Source organism: Parafrigoribacterium mesophilum (assembly GCF_039652555.1).
Lineage (GTDB): Bacteria > Actinomycetota > Actinomycetes > Actinomycetales > Microbacteriaceae > Parafrigoribacterium > Parafrigoribacterium mesophilum.
In genome coordinates, this window is sequence record NZ_JBDJAF010000001.1 from 1,615,373 (window position 1) to 1,632,558 (window position 17,186).

Below are 17,186 nucleotides of genomic sequence, written 5' to 3' on the forward strand. Positions count from 1 at the left end.
GGCGGCGATACCCTAGAATCGGTACGCGAGCTGTGGTCAGACCACATGGAGCCGTAACAATCTAAGAATCAGAACATACCGAGAAGCCGTCGAGACCCAAGGACCGTCATGAACCGTCGATTCCCCAACCCGCGCGATCTTGCCCCGTTGATGAAGTTCAAGAAGCCGGAATTCAACGGGAAGAAGCGGCGCCTCGCATCCGCACTCACCATCGCGGATCTGCGCACTATCGCCAAGCGCCGTACCCCACAGGCGCCTTTCGATTACACCGACGGTGCCGCCGAGGGTGAGATCTCGCTGGCGCGGGCGCGACAGGCTTTCCAGGACGTGCAATTCCATCCGTCGATCCTGCGCGACGTTTCGGCGGTCGACACCACGGTGCAGATCCTGGGCGGCACCTCGGCGCTGCCGTTCGGCATCGCCCCGACGGGCTTCACCAGGATGATGCAGACCGAGGGCGAGATCGCCGGCGCCTCCGCGGCCGGCGCGGCGGGCATCCCGTTCTCGCTGTCCACCATGGGCACCTCGTCCATCGAGGAGGTGAAGGCGGCGAACCCCCACGGACGCAACTGGTTCCAGCTGTACATGTGGAAGGACCGGGAGCGCTCGATGGCTCTGGTCAACCGGGCGGCGGCCTCCGGTTTCGACACACTGCTGGTGACGGTCGACGTGCCCGTAGCCGGCGCGCGACTGCGCGACGTGCGCAACGGCATGACCATCCCGCCCACGCTGACCCCGAAGACCATCCTCAACGCGATCCCGCGCCCGGCGTGGTGGTTCAACTTCCTCACCACCGAGCCACTCGCGTTCGCGTCTCTGGATCGCTGGCCCGGCACGGTAGCGGCGATGATCGACTCCATGTTCGACCCCACCGTCACCTTCGAGGACCTCGCCTGGATCAAGGAGCAGTGGCCAGGCAAGCTCGTGGTCAAGGGCGTGCAGAACCTGAACGACGCCAAGAAGCTGACCGCCATGGGTATCGACGGAATCGTGCTCTCCAACCACGGCGGCCGCCAGCTGGACAGAGCGCCCATCCCGTTCCACCTGCTGCCGGATGTGGTGCGTGAAGTGGGCAAGGACACCGAGATCATCCTCGACACCGGCATCATGTCCGGAGCAGACATCGTCGCCGCGATCGCGCTCGGCGCGAAGTTCACGCTCGTCGGCCGCGCCTACCTGTACGGGCTCATGGCCGGCGGACGCGAGGGCGTCGACCGCACCATCGAAATCCTGTCGTCGCAGTTAATCCGCACGATGCGGCTGCTCGGGGTGAACTCGCTCGCCGAGCTCACGCCGGCCCACGTCACTCAGCTGCAGCGAGTGGTGCCGATCACCCGTCCGGCGATGGATGCCGCCGAGGCGGTCGCCGCCCGTCCGGCGCCGCGAGCGGCGGCCAGCATCGTGGCCGCCGGCCGGGCCGCAACCAGCACAACCACGGCGGCAAGCGTGAAGAAGGCCGCCGCCACGAAGGCGGCGAGCACCGCGAAGGACAAGACCAAAGCTGCAGCGGCGATAACCAAAAAGGTGCCGACTGCCCGGAAGACGACGACGGCGCCAACCGCGTAATCCGCTTCTCGGCGCGCGGATGCGCGTCGTGCGCCTCAGGTGCGGTGCGCACTCGCAGGTCGTCGCTCAGCTCGCGATGGACTCGGCTGGTCTGATGGCGTCGCCGTCAGGGCACCGGAAGGTTGGCGAAGCTGCGAACAGATGTCGTACGGCGCAGGCTTGGCGGGCAGCGTTGGCCGACCGGCCAGGTGGTTGGCCAACTGTTCGGCGATGTCGAGACTGTCCTGTCCGGCGCCGCTGATGTAGGTGGACCGCCGACGGCGCAGCACGCTGGTGCCGAGCACGTACAGGCCGGGGGCATCGGTGACCACTCCACCGTCGTGGCGGAGGTGACCCTTGCGGTCGACGACCGGCACATCGAGCCAGGAGTAGTCGGGCCGATACCCCGTGGCCCACACGATCGTCTCGAAACCCTGCCGTCTCAGATCGAGCTGCAGCCGTGGTGCCGCGTCGAGTCGCGTCGGCTCGGGTCGAGACGTCGCTTCGAGATCGGCGAGCCCGGCATCCTGTGCCCAGGCATCGAAGCGGTCGAGCAGCCGGCCGAGCTTGAGGTCGGCGAGTCGGAAGATATTCGCAAGACCGCCAGAAAACAAGGCGACACCGTCGCGAATCATGCCGAGCCGGCCGACGACTTCGACACCGTTCTCGCGCAGGGAGTTGAGATCAAGCGTTCGGTGCTCCGGCGTACCGACGAGCTGCGGCGAAGGCAGGTGCCGAGCACGGCTGAGATCGTCCAACTCGTCGAACCGCTCGTCGAGCACTCCGGCCACGTCCATCCACCAGAAGATGTCCTTGCCGCGGTAGCTGCGGGGCATCCGCACACACTCGCCGGTCGCGATGGTCACTTGACGGCCCGCGCGAGCGAGTTCGTCGGCGATCTGGGCACCGCTCGCTGACGCGCCGACGACGAGCACCCGGCCGTCGCCGACCTGGTCCGGTGAGCGATAGGTCAACGGCGTGATCGAAGCGATCGAGTCCGGGGCGCCGGCGGCAACAGCGGGAAGGTTCGCGAGGTTGCAGCCGCCGCTGGCGATCACCACGCTCGCGCACTTCCACGTGCCCTGATCCGTCTGCACGGCGTAACCGGTGTCGGTGGCCCGCACGCTCGTCACGGCGGTGCCGGTATGCACCGGGGCGGATATCCCGTCGGCATAACCTGCGATGAAGCTGACGACTTCTGGCATCGTCATGAAACTGTCGGGATCGCCGGCGGCGGGCTCAGATCCCGGAAGTCGGGACTGCCATCGCGGGGTGAGCAGTCGCAACGAATCCCACCGCTGCGTGCCCCAGGAATTCGCCACCCCGCCGCGTTCCAGCACGACGTGGTCGATCGAACGCTCGGTCAGGCGGCGGCTCATGGCGAGGCCGCTCTGACCGGCGCCGATCACGACAACCGAGGTGTTCATCTGCGCGGTGGAACCTCGTTCAGTTGACGGCGACGTTGATGTTCGTCGGGTTGCTGAGCGCGTCGAACACCGCCGAGCGTTTCTGCGACTGCGCGACCAGGGCGGCGATATCCTCCTCGGATGCGTCGGCATCGATGTCGAAGTGCACCGAAATGTCGTTGAATCCGTTGCGCACCTCGGGGTCGCCGCCCAGGATCCCGAGGATGTTCTCCTTGCCCTCGACCACGGCGGTGACCGAGTGGAGCTGGATCTGCCGGTTCTGCGCCACCGCGGCGATCCCGGCCGTGAGACAGCCGGCGAGCGCGGCGAGAACCGTCTCCACGGGGGTGGGCGCATTGTCCTCGGAGGCGAACACCTCCGGGTGGTCGCCCTCCAAAACGAACGCCCGCTTGTGCTTTTGTTCCTGGCCGAGCCCGACGAAGCTCTCGATGGTCTGCGTCGAGCGCGTGCCGCCGTCCCACACCGAGGTGGCGCGCCACACGAATTCTGCGGCTTCGGGCGCCTCACGCAAGGCGTCGCGGGCGGCCAACAGCGCGTCGGTCTTGACGCCGTTATCAACCGAGTTGGTGATGGTCATTGCGATTCCCTTCTACGTATCGCAACAGAAAAACGGATGAGAAGGACTCACTGCTTCCGTGCGGATGCGTCGAAGACTATGCCCGCGCGCCGGGAAAACGTCGTTTGTTACGGGAGATTGCGACCGTGCTCGTGACAGGGAGGACTGCGGTGGTGATCGCCCGATGCCTCTGGCTTAGGCGCGCAGTTGCTGCAGCACCGCATCCAGTTGCAGGACGGCGAAGTCGAGCTCTTCGGCGGTAATCACCAGCGGTGGCGCCAGGCGGATGGTGGACCCGTGCGTGTCCTTGGCCAGCACACCCCGTTCCATCAGTAGTTCGCACACCCGTCGGCCGGTGCCCAGGCTCGGGTCGATGTCGATGCCGGCCCACAGACCGGCGCCGCGCACCGCGAGCACCCCGTGCCCGATCAGCGCCGTCAACCCGGCGTGCAATCGGACACCCAACTCCCCGGCCCGCTTCTGGAATTCGCCGGTCTGCAGCAGTCCGACAACAGCCAGCCCGACGGCCGCGCCCAACGGGTTGCCGCCGAAGGTGGAACCGTGCTCGCCTGGGTTCAATACGCCGAGGACATCGCTATTGCCGACCACCGCGGACACCGGGACGATGCCGCCACCGAGCGCCTTGCCCAGCAGGTACAGATCCGGAACAACACCGACCAGGTCGCACGCGAACGTCGACCCGGTGCGCCCGAGGCCGGACTGGATCTCATCGGCGATGAACAGCACATTCTGCTTCGTGCAAATGTCGCGCACCGCGGGGAGATACTCCGCCGGCGGCACAATGACGCCGGCCTCGCCCTGGATCGGCTCGAGCAGCACCGCCACCGTGTTCTCGTCGATTGCCGCGGCGATCGCATCCACGTCGCCGTACGGCACCGACCGGAAACCGGGGGTGAACGGCCCGAAGTCATCGTGGGCGACCGGATCGCTGGAGAAGCTGACGATCGAAATCGTGCGGCCATGGAAGTTCCCGTCGGCCACGATGATGTTCGCCCGGCCGCGGGGCACACCCTTGACCCGATATCCCCAGGCTCGAGCCACCTTCAGGCCGGACTCGACCGCCTCCGCGCCGGTGTTCATCGGCAACACCATGTCCTTGCCCGACAGCGCAGCCAGCGCGGCCACGAACGGACCCAGTTGGTCGTTGTGGAATGCGCGGCTGGTCAGCGTGACCCGGTCCAGTTGGGCGTGGGCTGCGGCCAGGAGTGCCGGATGCCCGTGCCCGAAGTTGATCGCCGAATACGCGGCCAGGCAGTCCAGGTACCGGCGACCCTCGATGTCGGTCACCCAGGCACCCTCCCCGTGTGAGACCACGACCGGCAACGGGTGGTAGTTATGTGCGGCATGCTCGTGCTCGATGGCGATGGCGGCGAGGGTCTCGACAGGCTCGACCACCGGAGGCTCGACCACCGAGGGCTCGACCACGGAAACGTTCACGACCTCAACTCCAAGGTGCAGCACTTCACGCCGCCGCCGGCGAGCAGAAGCTCCGACAGGTCCACGCCGATCGGGTTGTAACCCCGCTCGCGCAGCTGCGCTTCGAAACCCTTCGCCCGCGACGCGATGACGACGTTGTGGCCGTCGGAGTACGAGTTGAGCCCGAGGATTGCGGCGTCCTCTTCGCTCACGATGATCGCTTCGGGGTACCGCTCTCGCAAGACGGCAAGACCGTGCTCGTTGAAGGCCGACGGCAGGTACGCAATGTTCGACTGTCCGTTCACGGCCACCGGGTCGAGCACGGCAATGGCGGTGTCGAGGTGGTAGAAGTTCGGGTTCACGAGCTCCAGCGTGATCACCTCGCGGCCGAAGACGCGCGCGATCTCCTTGTGGCTCTCTGGCGTGGTGCGGAAACCGGTGCCGGCCAGGATGACGTCGCCGACCAGCAGGATGTCACCTTCGCCCTCGTTGACGTTCTCCGGCTCGTGTACCTCGTAGCCGTTGTCACGGAACCAATTCATGTAGGCCGGGCCTTCCGGCTGCCGCTGCGGGTAGGTGAAGCTCGCGCCGTAGGCGATGTTGTCGAGCACGAAGCCGCCGTTGGCCGCGTACACCATGTCGGGCAGGCCCTCGATCGGATCGATCAGCCGCACGTCGAAGCCCAAGTCGACGTACGTCTGGTACAGCACCTTCCACTGGTCGACGGCTCGCGCAGTGCTGGTGGGGTCCTCCGGATGCATCCACGGGTTGATCCGGTAGCTGACCGTGTAGTAGTCCGGGCGGCACATCAGCACGGTGCGCTTGGTGGCCTTGCGGGCGTTGTTCGTCGTTTCGGTGTCAACCAGTGCGTTGGTCATTCAATCCCCTTTTGGGTCATCGGCCGCCGGTATGCAACGCTCGCGGCGGTTACCTGAAGGCGGACCAGGTCACTCGCATCGAGCCCCACAGGGGACGCCTGCTTCCAGTTTCACACACGCAACCGGATGTTTTCCGCTGGCTTCTGCAGGAATCCAGCGACTCACGCCGGCGTCAAGCAGGAATCCGCCGCCACGCGGATTGGCTGCGCTCTTCAGCGCCGGAGTTCCTGGGTGCAAGATTTGATTCCGCCGCCGCCCTTGAGCAACTCGGAAAGGTCAACCGGCACGGGTGTGTAACCGGCCGCGAGAAGTTGCCGGATGTATCGCGGTGCGCTGTCCGAAACGATGACATGACGGCCATCGGACACGGAGTTCAACGCGAGCAGCGCAGCCTCGTCCTCGTCGACGAGGATCGCATCCGGGAATCGTTTGGCGAGGACGGCCTGGCTGGCCGCGTCGAAGGCGGGCGGGAAATATGCGATTCGGCAGGTGCCGGAAACCGACTCGGAGTCGAGTACGGTCAGTGCGACGTCGAGGTGGTAGAAGCGGGGATCGACGAGCGCCAGGCTGACCACCTCGCGTTCGAAGATCGCCGCGAGTTCGCTGTGGCTTTCCGGCCGGCTGCGGAACCCGGTCCCGGCCAGGATGATGTCACCGATGACGGCGAAGTCACCCTCGCCCTCGTTGACGTAGCCGGGCACGTAGGTGTCGAAGCCGTGGCTTTCGAACCAGGATTGGAACGCCGGGGCCTCTGCCCGGCGCTGCGGATAGGCACAGCGAGCAACATAGGCCTTGCCGTCGAGGGTGAAGCCACCGTTTGCCGCGAACACCATGTCGACAAGGCCGGGAATCGGCGCGAGCAAGGTGACCGAGTGGCCGAGCAGCCGATAGGTGTCGCGCAGGTTCTCCCACTGTCGCAGGGCGAGCGCCGTGTTGATCGGCGTGGTCGGGTCCATGAACGGATTGCCCGAATAGGTGACCGCGAAGTGCTCGGGCGCACACATCAGGAAGTTGCGCACGGATGCCGTGCGCAGTCGAGGCGAGGCCCCCGGCGACGCCGTCGCTGAATTGGGCACGGGATCCCCCAGACAAGTGAACGCTGGAACCGCCGACCGGCGCACGAGTAGCGTTGTGACTTAGTCTCACACGCACGCATCCGAAATATCGCGGCGTGACGCGCACCATTTCTCCGTCATGGACCCCCACGGCACAAGATAACCCCATACAGTTAGTCACATGGACAGCCTTGACTACGGGATCATCGATCTGCTCCGGCAAAACGCGCGCGCCGGCTACGGCGACATCGGCGAGGTCATTGGACTTTCGGCGTCCGCGGTGAAGCGGCGGGTCGACCGGCTGGTGGCCGACAAGGTGATCCGCGGGTTCACCGTGCAGGTCGACCCCACCGTTGACGGGCTCGCCACCGAGGCCTACCTCGAATTGTTCTGCCGGGGCACTGTCTCGCCCGGGGAGCTGCGACGGATCCTTTCCGAGGTTCCCGAAGTGGTCGACGCCGGAACGGTCACCGGCAGCGCCGACGCGATCGTGCACATGCGCTCACGGGACATCGCAAGCCTGGAAAGCGCGATCGAGCGAGTGCGGCTGGCGCCGAATGTGGACCACACGCGTAGCGCGATCGTGCTGTCGAAACTCATCCACCGCTCGCACGAGGCCTGAAGACCCGGCAGTCCCCCGAGTAGATTTGTGGGATGGACTGGTCCTCGTTTTTGGCCGCCGGGCAGGGTCGCCCCGTTCGTGAGCTACTGCCGGCCGCCCTCGCCTATCGTGGTGAGCGGACACCCGGTGTCGCAGTGGACCTCGGCTGTGGCGACGGCACCGAGTCGAGGTTCCTTATTGCGAACGGATGGCGCGTGCACGCCTTCGACGGTGCCGCGGGCGTCGAAGGCCGGGCCGCGGCGGGGTTGTCGCCTCGTGCCGCCGAGCGGCTGAGTGCCCGGTGCGTGCCCTTCGAGGAACTCGAGGAACTCCCAGAGAACGACTTCGTATACGCGGGGCGATCGCTGCCGTTCTGCGCCGAAGCGTCGTTTCCGGCCCTGTGGGCAGCGATCACAGCATCGCTGAAACCTGGAGGATGGTTCGCGGGTGATTTCTTCGGCCCGCACGACTCGTGGGTCGGCCGTGAGGACATGAACTTCCGCGACGCCGATCAGATCCGCGGGCTGCTGGAGGGCTTCGAGGTCGCAGGCCTGCAGGAATCCGAGGGGCCGGCAGGCACGCCTTTCGGGCCCAAGTATCTCCATCTGGTCACGGTCGTCGCCCAGCGGCGCTGAATGCTGGAGCTGAATCCTGCGGCAGCGCTCGCTCAGAGGGGTAGCGCTGACATCGCGGCATCCGGGTAACCGAACCGGTGAGCGGTGATGGTGACGCTCTGCTCGCGCAGGAAGGTCAGCAGTTCGATCCTGCCGGCCGCGGTGACCGGCTCGGCATAAATCGCGGCTGAGAACCCGGAGCCGAGCAGCGCGGCGAGCGCGGACTGGTCCTCGCCGAGCAGCCGAATACGTTGCGCACCTGTCTCGCCCGACAGCAATCGAGCACGCCAGCGGCTGTCCGTCTCGATGACAACCTCGCTGACCGTGATCGCGGTGGTCTCATCATTGAGGAACCGCACCAGAGCCGCGGTGATCGGCGTGGCCGAACTGATCGCCACCGGGGACCCAGCCCGCATCGCTGCCGCCAGAACCCGCGCCAGCTCCCACGTCGGCGCGTTCTCGGACACTCGAATGGCCACCGGCACCGGACGGAACCGCACCACCAGACGCTCGAAGGGTGATCGGCCGAGCTCGTGAGCGCGGCTGAACCTGTCATCCCAGGCCATCTGATCGCTCCGGGCAGCCGCACGCACCCTGTCAAAACCGAGATAGTCCATGCCGGGCCCCGCCGCCGCAATCAGTTCGGCAATACCCTCGCTCACACCTTTCACGATCACGGACCCCCTCGGCTCGGGGAACTGCGGCTCCCACCTCCCGCGCACGGCCAATGCGTCGGTGTGGGAGGTGAGTGAGCGGGTGACTGAGGATGCCGACCGGTTGACCGCCAGTTCGGCCGATGAACTCGTCCGTAGCCACAGGTCCACCTCGTCCGTGTTCAACGAGTGCAAGCCGGCCGTGCGCGCGAACGGCATGGCCCGCTGGAGTTCGATCGCCTCCTCGAGGTCCGCGGCCACCATGATCCCGAGCACCGGCGCGCGATGCTGCGCCAGGTGGAAGTGCGAATCGGGTGCCACCTGGTCACGCACACCAGGCGACCACAACCGGCCGGAATCGTCCAGGCGATGCGGCTCGACCAGCCACTCCTCGCCCTCGCCCAGGGTGGTGAGCACCCGCGCCACCTCCCCGACCGCCGGCTGGAAGAGTGGCCCCAGGTCGACCGAGGGATCCTGCGGGTACCCGACCGCGAGACTCGACACGGCGTCGATCAAATGCCGCCGGAAGCTCTGCGACTGCGCGAGGGAACCGACGAGGATGACGACACTGGCGCTTGATCGGCCCTGCCCGGCCGACGTGAACGCGCTGGCGACGACATCCGCCACAGCCTGGTCCTGGTCCGCGCTCGGAGTGACCACGATCGAGTTCGTACCGGCGGTGTCCGCCGCCAGGTGACCACTCCCGCGCCAAGATCGGAACATCCGCGCGCTCTGCTGGCGGCCGGTGACCACCACGTGGTCCACCCGCGGATGGGAAACCAGGAGCCGCGCCAATTCGCTGTCGCCGAACTCGCCGCGGTCGAGATCGACAGGAGTGACCAAACCACCGGGCAGGCCGGCGCTGACCAGCGCATCGACGAACACCGCGGCGCTACGCCGGGCATGCCGGGCCGGCATGAGGATCACGGGGCTTCCCGCGGCGAGCGCGGCGAACACCGACTCGGCCGGAGCTGCGAGCGGCGACCGCTCGAGGCTGGCCACCAGGCTGAGCCGGGACGGCACGAACCGAGCGTTGTCCACGGTGTCGAGCTCGGGGGCCAGGGCGGCTGACCACCGCGCGCTGTCGATCGCCTGGCTCACTTCGGTGTCCGCGTCGGCGAACGTGAGTCCGACCTCGCCCACCATGGTCTCGATCAGTTCGGCGCGGCGCAGCTCCAACTCCTCGCCGATGCTGGACAAAACCTGTGCGCGCGTCGTCGATCGTCGCCTGGCCCAGTCCTCTCCGAAGCTGACTGCCGCGGCGACGCGGCGGTGCAGTTCCTCGGCGTCGGCGACCTGAGCGTCGGTGATCGCTGATTGTCCGAGGCGCGAGGCGCGAGTGCGGTCCAGAATGCCCCGGGCCCAGCGCCGGTTGGCGGCGACCGCCGGATTCGTGGGAGGCGTCCGCCGGGCCAGCGCGCTGCCGAAGGCGAACGCATCCGGCTGGGTCTCGGCATCGTTACCCAGTTCTGCATCGTTGGCGAGCTCAGTTTCGTTGGTCAGCTCTGCATCGTTGGTCGCCTCTGCATTTTTGGTCGGCTCCGCAGCATCCGCTTCGGCGACTGCGGCGAGGAACCGCCGCGCCTCGGCTGCGAACGCGGACCGGTCGGCAAGCCCGCCGGCGTTGGCGAGAAAATGGCCGGCTCCCACGCTGTCATCGAGTCGGCGCACCAGATAGTCCACCGCACAGTCCAGACGGCCGGTGCTCACCACCGGCACGGTCACCACGACCACGCCGAGCTCGGCGGACACCGCGTCGCGTGCGATCCCCATTCCGAGCATCATTTCGACCTCGATCCGACGCTGAACCGCCCGGTGCTCCGCCAGCAACCAGGCGTAGGCAATGTCGAATAGGTTGTGCCCTGCCACCGAGATGCGCACCGCGTCGGTGCGCTCCGGTGTCAGCGCAAAGTTCAGCATCCTGATGAAATTCGCGTCGGTCTGCGCCTTGCTGACATACGCCGGCACCGGCCAGCCGTGCACCGCAGCGTCGACCCGCTCCATGGGCAAGTAGGCACCCTTGACCAGGCGCACCCGGATGCCGGCACCGCCCTCGGCGCGCCGCGCGGCAGCCCATTGGGTGAGCTCGTTCAGCGTCGCGAGCGAGCCTGGCAGGTACGCCTGCAGCGCGATGCCCGCCTCCAGACCCCGGAGGGTCGGGCGCTCGAGAAGCCTCTCGAAGACCGCGACGGTGAGGTCGAACTCCCGGAACATCCCCATGTCGAGTGTGATGAACTTTCGCCCCGGCGAGGCCGCCGCGGCCTCGTACAGCGGCGCGAGCCGCGCGACGACGCGATCCACGCTCTCGTGGAAGGCCCATGGCCAGAGCTGGCCGGCGACGTCGGACAGGCTGATCGACACCGATTCCACGTCGTCCCTGGCCAGCAGCTCCCGGATGTCCTGAAGCCTGGCGTCCGCCGCGCCGTCGCCGTGCACACGCTCGCCCAGCATGGCGAGGCTGAAGCGGGAACCGGAGGCGCGCAAGGCGGCCAGTCGGGTGGTGAGGTGCGGGTCATCCGGGCCGGTGATCTCGACCAGAAGGTGTCCGACCATCCGGCGCATGACCAGCCGGGCGATCGGCACGATCGGCCACGGGATGACGGCGGAGAACCCGCCGCCGACGGCGAGCGCCCACCGCATGTACCAGGGCAGCATGGCGGGGATGTGCTGGGCGACCACCTCGAGTCCCTTGCCAGCAACGTGCAGATCGTCGGGGCGGATCACCCGGTCGATGAAGTCGAGGGCGAACTGTGGGCCGTCCGGGTCGTCGATCAGCTGCGCCAGCCGCAACGAAGTGGTGCTTCGTTGTGCGGAGTCGGCCCGTGGGCGTGCCGGCCGATCTCTGCGACCGCGCCGCTCGCGGTGCCGCACGGCGACGTTGGAGGAGGCGTCCTCCTGCGGCGCCGCACCGCGCGCCAGCCACCGCTCCACTAGGGCCACCGCATCCGCTGCCACGGGCCGTGGGGCCGCGTCCCGGTCGGGCATGTGCATGAGAAAAGCCTACTTGCGGGCCGGTGTGTGCGTGCTGAGGGCATCCGGTCGCTATTGCGTAAAGGTTCCCAGTGAATACAATTGGCGAGTGCCCAACGAGTCAGTGCTGACCGGTGCCGAGTGGGATGCGTGGCGATCCTTTTCCTCGATGCGCCGCAGATTGGACCGCGCTCTCGAGTTCGAATTGCAGCACGGCTGCGACGTGTCCCTTTCCGAGTTCGAGATCCTTCTGGCACTGAGCCGGGCGCCCGACCAGCAGCTCCGAATCAAGGACATCGCGCAGCGCATCGACTGGGAGAAGAGCCGCGTGTCCCACCAGGTGACCAGACTGGAGCGGCGCCGGTTGCTCGTGCGCAGCATCTGCGAAACGGATGCGCGGGGCTGGTGGGTGACGCTGACTCCCGCCGGTGTTCAGGCTGTGTCTCGTGCGGTGGGCGCGCACCAGAATGCCGTGCGCCGCTACTTCTTCGACGTTCTGCAGGAGGGCGAGGAGCTACGCATCAACGAACTTTCCACCCGGGTGGTGGACGCTATCGACGCGCTGCGGCCCAGCGCGTGAGCGACAATATCGTCGTCGTCGGGGGCGGGCACAACGGCCTGGTAGCGGCGGCCTACCTCGCCCAGGCCGGCAAGAACGTGACCGTACTCGAGCGTCTGGACCACCTGGGTGGTGCGGCCGTGTCGTCGTACACCTTCGAGGGTGTGGATGCCCGGCTGTCGCGCTATTCATACCTCGTGAGCCTGCTTCCGGAACGCATCATCCGCGAACTGGGGCTTCGCCTCCGATTGAAGCGTCGACGCTATTCGTCGTACACGCCCGAACCGGGCACCGACCGTGGCCTTCTCGTGGACAACCAGGATGCGCGATCTACCGCGGCCTCGTTCGCCTCGATCGGTGCCGCCGGCGACGCCGCCGCGTGGCACTCCTTCTACGCCGCCACGGCCAGGATGGCCAGGGCGTTGTTCCCCACGGTGTGCGACCCGCTGCTCACCCGCTCCGAGGCGCGAGGCGCGTTGGGCGACGACAAGCTCTGGTCGGCGATCGTGGAACAGCCGATCGGCGAAGCGATCGAGAGCGCGTTCACAAGCGACGTGGTGCGCGGGGTGGCGATGACGGACGGGCTGATCGGCACCTTCGCCCGCGCCCGCGACGCGTCGCTCGCCGCGAACCGCTGCTTCCTTTACCACGTGATCGGCGGCGAAACCGGGGACTGGGATCTCCCAGTCGGCGGTATGGGCGCCGTCACCGACGAGCTCGCGAAGGCCGCGAAGAACGCCGGTGCCACCATCCTCACCGGCGCGGAGGTGACCTCGATCACCCCGGACGGCGAGGTTCGGTACCGCCGCCGCAACTCGGAGCGCGAGCTGCGCGGCGAGACCGTGCTGGCGAATGTGGCGCCGTACGTGCTCGAGCAGCTTGTGCAGGCGGGGCTGCGCCGCGGCGGCCCGGCCGGCCCACCGCATCCGGAGCCGCCGCGCCCCGAGGGTGCCCAGGTGAAGGTGAACCTCATGCTGTCCCGGCTGCCACGGCTGCGGGACCGTTCGGTGGACCCCGCCGCGGCCTTCGGCGGCACCTTCCACATCAACGAGTGCTACAGCCAACTCGACGCCGCCTACGACGCGGCCAGCTCGGGGAGCATCCCGGAGCCGCTGCCGTGCGAAATCTACTGCCACACCTTGGCCGACCCGAGCATCCTTTCCGACGAACTGGCGGCGAGCGGGGCGCACACGCTCACGGTGTTCGCGTTGCACACGCCGGACCGGCTGCTCGCCGGTGAGGGCCAGAAACCGGACCAGGACCGAACCGAAGACCACGACGCGATGCGGCAGCGGCTGCAGGCCGCGGTGCTCGACTCGCTCGACAGCGTGCTGGCCGAGCCGATCGCCGACGTGCTGCTGCCGGATGCGCAGGGTCGGCCGTGCATCGAGACGAAGACCACCCTCGACATCGAGGAGGCCCTGCGCATGCCCGGCGGCAACATCTTCCACGGACCGCTGTCCTGGCCGTTCGTGGAGGACGACGCTGATCTGTCCACCCCGGCGCAGCGCTGGGGAGTGGACAGCGGCTACGACCGCATCCTGCTCTGCGGCTCCGGCGCCCGCCGCGGCGGCGCAGTCAGCGGCATCGGCGGGCACAACGCCGCCATGGCGGTGCTGGAGCGCTAGCCGCGTCCCCCATCCCCGCTCGCGTCACCCCCGCCGTCACCCGACTCCGCCACCTGACTCTGCCACCCTTCTGCGCCACCCGCGTCCGCCACCCGCGTCCGCCACCCGAGCGATAGTCTTCCGGACCAGAAGTCCCGCCGCGGCGCCATCACTCGTCCGGTTTCCTATCGCTCGACGGTGGCTGGGTCAGGACCAATCGCTGGGGGCAACGGCTCGGCTCGGCGGCAGTGCCACATCCGCGGCCCAGCGCGCCAGCCACCCGGGCGCCTCGAGTTCTGTGACGTCGACGCCGATCGCCTCCGCAACCTCGGCAATGCTGAGCGTGCCACCGCTGCGTCTGAGGAACCGTCCGCGCACGAACCCGACCGCGTAGATTTCCCGGCCGACGACAAAACGCTGCTCAACGTACACGGCCTTGGCGTCGTAGCCGATGATCCTGGTCTGCAGTGTGTAGCGCTGCCACGGCTGCAAGGAGCGGCGGAAGGTGATGGTTTCGCTGCCGACCACCGGGTAATAGCCGAGCCGGTCGAACGTGGCCCAGACGCCGGAGCGTTGCAGCAGGTCGAGTCGGCCGAGATCCATGATGCACGCGGAACCGGGCCCGAGCCACGTCATGAACACCCAGTCGTCGGCCGCGGTGACGACGCAGCCGCATGAGGATGGTTCGGAAGATCATATTCACGTGGCTGATGCTACGTCAGGGGCGACCTACCTGCGCGGCGGCGCCCGTAGATGACCGCCGCATCAGTGCCTGCGGTGGTCCTGGATCGTGATCCGCGGCCCGAACCTGGGCGCTCGGAAACCGCTCACGCCGATGAGGCGCATCACTCGTTGCCGGTGGCCACGCCAGGGTTCGAGCAACTCCAGCATCCCGTCGTCGTCGACGGGCTTGCCGATCAACGCCCAGCCCACGATGGCGGGCAGGTGGTAATCGCCGACGCTGACCGAATCGGGGTCGCCGTGCGCGCGCTGGCTGGCCTCGGCGGCGGTCCACGGCCCGATTCCCGGCACACTCTGCAGGCGCGCCAGCACCTCCGGACCGCCGCGCCCCAGGCGCAGGGTACGCTCCAGTCCGGATGCGACGCGCGCGGCGGCGATCACCGCGGTCGCGCGTCGCGGGTCGACTCCGGCGCGGTGCCAGACCCAGGTCGGAATGGCGCACCAGGATGCCGGTGAGGGCGTCACGCGCATCCGCGCCGGTGCCGGTCCCGGTGCGGCCTCGCCGTACCGGGTGACCAGCTGGCGCCAGGCACGCCAGGCTTCCACGCTGGTGACCTTCTGTTCGATGATCGCAGCGATCACGGCGTCGAGCACGTGTCCGGTGCGCAGCAGCCGCAAGCCGACGGCGCGCCGGCGTGCGGTGCGGAGGAACTCGTTCGCCGAGACGTCCAGTCCGGTCCAGTCGTCGCCGTCGCCGAGCAGTTCGGGAACGGCGGCGACCGCCGACTCGGCGCCATCCCCCCACCCGGTCGCGATGACCTCACCGCGGACGCTGTTCAACAGCACAGTGGCGGTGCCCACCACCGTGCGGGAGGTGAGCCATACCCCGCGGGCGTCCCAGAGCATGGTGGGGCTCTGGCCGCCCCGGCTGAGCGGGCCCAGTGTCATCCGCAGGTCCACGGGATGGCGCGGCCGGTACACGCTCTCCACGCGTACCCCTGCCGTGCCGGTCACGGTGGTGCCGGCGCCAATTGTCCCCATTGCGGTCAATTGTGCCCCGCGCAACTGACACAGTCAGCCGCTACGGGAACTTTCACGACGAGAAGTCCGAGATCAGGAAGTCGGAGGTCAATACGTGGTGGTGCAGAACGTGGCGCCGCTCGAGCAGGCGGCGGCGATGATCGCAACGAACACGATCGCGACGATGATGCCGAGGACGATGAGCCCGGCGCTGACGATGATGCCGGCCAACGCGATGCCGTTCTTGTATCCGGCTCGCCGGGACTGGTTCAGCGCGATGATGCTGCAGATGAGTCCGGCGAGTTGGAAGACAAAGGCGAGGATCAGGCCGACGATGCCGAGCGTCTTGCCCGGGTAGTCGGTACCGGGCGGCGCGGCGACGGGACCAGCTCCGGTGCGCTGCGGCGAGTAGGCGGGAGGGACGGGCGGCGCGGCATACGGGTCGGGGCGCGGGGTGCCATTCGAGTCGGTCATGGCTGCTCCTTCGAAAGAATTCTGCGCGCCCAGCATAGGGGATGATGGTGGCATGGCGATTGGAATCCTCACTAGTGGCGGAGACTGCCCCGGTCTCAACGCGGTCATCCGCTCAGCCGTCTTCAAGGGCACGATGATCCACAAGCAGAAGTTTGTGGGCTTCAAGAACGGCTGGCGGGGACTGCTCGAGGAGGACATCGTCCCCCTGCAGCGCCGGGACGTGCAGGGAATTTCGAAGCAGGGCGGCACCATCCTCGGCACCTCGCGCACCAACCCGTTCGACGGCGGCGGCGGGGTGGAGCGGGTGCAGGAGAACATGGAACGTCACGGCGTGGACTCGATCATCGCCATTGGCGGGGAGGGAACGCTCGCCGCCGCCAAGCGGCTCGCCGACGGCGGGGTGAAGATCATCGGCGTGCCGAAGACCATCGACAATGACCTTTCAGCCACCGACTACACCTTCGGGTTCGACACGGCCGTGCAGATCGCCACGGACGCGATGGACCGGCTGCGCACCACCGGCGAGTCCCACGGGCGCTGCATGATCGCGGAGGTGATGGGCCGGTACGTCGGCTGGATCGCGCTGCATTCCGGCATGGCGGCGGGCGCGCACGTGATCCTGATTCCCGAGCAGAAGACCAGCGTCGCGCAGATCTGCACCTGGGTGCAGCAGACCAGGGACCGCGGCCGCGCCCCGCTGGTGGTCGTCGCGGAGGGCTTCGCGCTCGACACCATGGACGACGTGCACTACGAACGCGGACTGGATGCCTTCGGCCGACCTCGCCTGGGCGGCATCGGCGAGATGCTCGGCCCGATCATCGAGGAGAACACCGGCATCGAAACCCGGGCGACCACGCTTGGGCACATCCAACGCGGCGGAACGCCCACCGCCTACGACCGCGTGCTGGCCACCCGGTACGGTATGGCGGCGGTCGACGCGGTGATGGAGGGCCTGTGGGGCCGGATGGTCTCACTCACCGGCACCGCCATCACGAACGTGCCCCTCGAGGACGCGCTCGGCAAGCTGAAGACGGTACCGCAGGAACGCTACGACGAGGCAGCGATCCTGTTCGGCTAGTCAGCGGGCGGCGGGAGACACGCCCCCTTCG

14 protein-coding genes and 1 pseudogene are annotated in these 17,186 nt (G+C 67.7%); 6 read left to right on the forward strand and 9 right to left on the reverse strand.

Annotated elements, in window-relative coordinates; all coding sequences use genetic code 11:
* Positions 1-108: 108 nt before the first annotated feature.
* Positions 109-1,338: pseudogene (locus ABFX56_RS07740) on the forward strand (alpha-hydroxy acid oxidase); the annotation flags it as partial.
* Positions 1,339-1,601: 263 nt separating this feature from the next.
* On the opposite strand, the gene ABFX56_RS07745 reads toward ABFX56_RS07740, so the two are convergent.
* The 5 genes from ABFX56_RS07745 to ddaH (ABFX56_RS07765) all read right to left on the reverse strand — a co-directional run bounded on the left by ABFX56_RS07745 (position 1,602) and on the right by ddaH (ABFX56_RS07765) (position 6,919).
* Entirely contained in the window at positions 1,602-2,972 is a 1,371-nt protein-coding gene (locus tag ABFX56_RS07745; protein ID WP_346232674.1) for a flavin-containing monooxygenase, read from the reverse strand.
* A gap of 19 nt (positions 2,973-2,991) precedes the next feature.
* A complete protein-coding gene (locus ABFX56_RS07750; protein ID WP_346232675.1) occupies positions 2,992-3,549 on the reverse strand; it encodes an OsmC family protein in 558 nt (185 codons plus the stop codon).
* Positions 3,550-3,723: 174 nt separating this feature from the next.
* Positions 3,724-4,944, reverse strand: a complete 1,221-nt coding sequence (gene rocD, locus ABFX56_RS07755) for an ornithine--oxo-acid transaminase (protein ID WP_346233172.1) — start codon at positions 4,942-4,944, stop codon at positions 3,724-3,726.
* A 38-nt stretch (positions 4,945-4,982) separates the two neighbouring features.
* Positions 4,983-5,843: a dimethylargininase gene (gene ddaH, locus ABFX56_RS07760; RefSeq protein ID WP_346232676.1), complete on the reverse strand. Its 861-nt coding sequence runs from the start codon at positions 5,841-5,843 to the stop codon at positions 4,983-4,985.
* 212 nt (positions 5,844-6,055) lie between these two features.
* Positions 6,056-6,919 (reverse strand): dimethylargininase, encoded by an 864-nt coding sequence (gene ddaH, locus ABFX56_RS07765; protein ID WP_346232677.1) that lies wholly within the window; start codon positions 6,917-6,919, stop codon positions 6,056-6,058.
* 160 nt (positions 6,920-7,079) lie between these two features.
* Here ddaH (ABFX56_RS07765) and ABFX56_RS07770 point away from each other — a divergent pair, with 160 nt between their 5' ends.
* Both ABFX56_RS07770 and ABFX56_RS07775 read left to right on the forward strand, forming a co-directional pair.
* Entirely contained in the window at positions 7,080-7,520 is a 441-nt protein-coding gene (locus ABFX56_RS07770; protein ID WP_346232678.1) for an Lrp/AsnC family transcriptional regulator, read from the forward strand.
* Positions 7,521-7,552: 32 nt separating this feature from the next.
* Entirely contained in the window at positions 7,553-8,134 is a 582-nt protein-coding gene (locus ABFX56_RS07775; protein WP_346232679.1) for a class I SAM-dependent methyltransferase, read from the forward strand.
* Between the two features lie 32 nt (positions 8,135-8,166).
* Here ABFX56_RS07775 and ABFX56_RS07780 read toward each other — a convergent pair whose 3' ends face one another.
* Complete coding sequence (locus ABFX56_RS07780) at positions 8,167-11,757, reverse strand: proline dehydrogenase family protein (protein WP_346232680.1); 3,591 nt, start codon at positions 11,755-11,757, stop codon at positions 8,167-8,169.
* Positions 11,758-11,845: 88 nt separating this feature from the next.
* Between ABFX56_RS07780 and ABFX56_RS07785 the strand changes: the two genes are divergently transcribed.
* A complete protein-coding gene (locus ABFX56_RS07785; protein ID WP_346232681.1) occupies positions 11,846-12,316 on the forward strand; it encodes a MarR family winged helix-turn-helix transcriptional regulator in 471 nt (156 codons plus the stop codon).
* Positions 12,313-13,923 (forward strand): phytoene desaturase family protein, encoded by a 1,611-nt coding sequence (locus ABFX56_RS07790; RefSeq protein ID WP_346232682.1) that lies wholly within the window; start codon positions 12,313-12,315, stop codon positions 13,921-13,923. Before ABFX56_RS07785 ends, ABFX56_RS07790 begins: the two co-directional genes overlap by 4 nt.
* Before the next feature lie 186 nt (positions 13,924-14,109).
* Here ABFX56_RS07790 and ABFX56_RS07795 read toward each other — a convergent pair whose 3' ends face one another.
* The 3 genes from ABFX56_RS07795 to ABFX56_RS07805 all read right to left on the reverse strand — a co-directional run bounded on the left by ABFX56_RS07795 (position 14,110) and on the right by ABFX56_RS07805 (position 16,077).
* On the reverse strand, positions 14,110-14,538 hold the full coding sequence (locus tag ABFX56_RS07795) for a thioesterase family protein (protein WP_346232683.1): 429 nt from the start codon (positions 14,536-14,538) through the stop codon (positions 14,110-14,112).
* A gap of 129 nt (positions 14,539-14,667) precedes the next feature.
* Entirely contained in the window at positions 14,668-15,624 is a 957-nt protein-coding gene (locus tag ABFX56_RS07800; protein WP_346232684.1) for a DNA-3-methyladenine glycosylase family protein, read from the reverse strand.
* Between the two features lie 87 nt (positions 15,625-15,711).
* Entirely contained in the window at positions 15,712-16,077 is a 366-nt protein-coding gene (locus tag ABFX56_RS07805) for a DUF4190 domain-containing protein (protein WP_346232685.1), read from the reverse strand.
* Positions 16,078-16,129: 52 nt separating this feature from the next.
* On the opposite strand from ABFX56_RS07805, the gene ABFX56_RS07810 reads away from it, so the two are divergent.
* A complete protein-coding gene (locus tag ABFX56_RS07810) occupies positions 16,130-17,155 on the forward strand; it encodes a 6-phosphofructokinase (RefSeq protein ID WP_346232686.1) in 1,026 nt (341 codons plus the stop codon).
* Positions 17,156-17,186 lie beyond the last annotated feature (31 nt).

Excerpts from the sequence above, each read along its gene's own strand:
- ABFX56_RS07770 (WP_346232678.1), top strand. The coding sequence starts at position 7,080 with ATGGACAGCCTTGACTACGGGATCATCGATCTGCTCCGGCAAAACGCG.
- ABFX56_RS07810 (WP_346232686.1), top strand. The coding sequence starts at position 16,130 with ATGGCGATTGGAATCCTCACTAGTGGCGGAGACTGCCCCGGTCTCAAC.
- ABFX56_RS07775 (WP_346232679.1), top strand. The coding sequence starts at position 7,553 with ATGGACTGGTCCTCGTTTTTGGCCGCCGGGCAGGGTCGCCCCGTTCGT.
- ABFX56_RS07780 (WP_346232680.1), bottom strand. The coding sequence starts at position 11,757 with ATGCACATGCCCGACCGGGACGCGGCCCCACGGCCCGTGGCAGCGGAT.
- ddaH (WP_346232676.1), bottom strand. The coding sequence starts at position 5,843 with ATGACCAACGCACTGGTTGACACCGAAACGACGAACAACGCCCGCAAG.
- ABFX56_RS07800 (WP_346232684.1), bottom strand. The coding sequence starts at position 15,624 with ATGGGGACAATTGGCGCCGGCACCACCGTGACCGGCACGGCAGGGGTA.
- ABFX56_RS07795 (WP_346232683.1), bottom strand. The coding sequence starts at position 14,538 with ATGACGTGGCTCGGGCCCGGTTCCGCGTGCATCATGGATCTCGGCCGA.
- ABFX56_RS07745 (WP_346232674.1), bottom strand. The coding sequence starts at position 2,972 with ATGAACACCTCGGTTGTCGTGATCGGCGCCGGTCAGAGCGGCCTCGCC.
- ABFX56_RS07805 (WP_346232685.1), bottom strand. The coding sequence starts at position 16,077 with ATGACCGACTCGAATGGCACCCCGCGCCCCGACCCGTATGCCGCGCCG.
- ABFX56_RS07750 (WP_346232675.1), bottom strand. The coding sequence starts at position 3,549 with ATGACCATCACCAACTCGGTTGATAACGGCGTCAAGACCGACGCGCTG.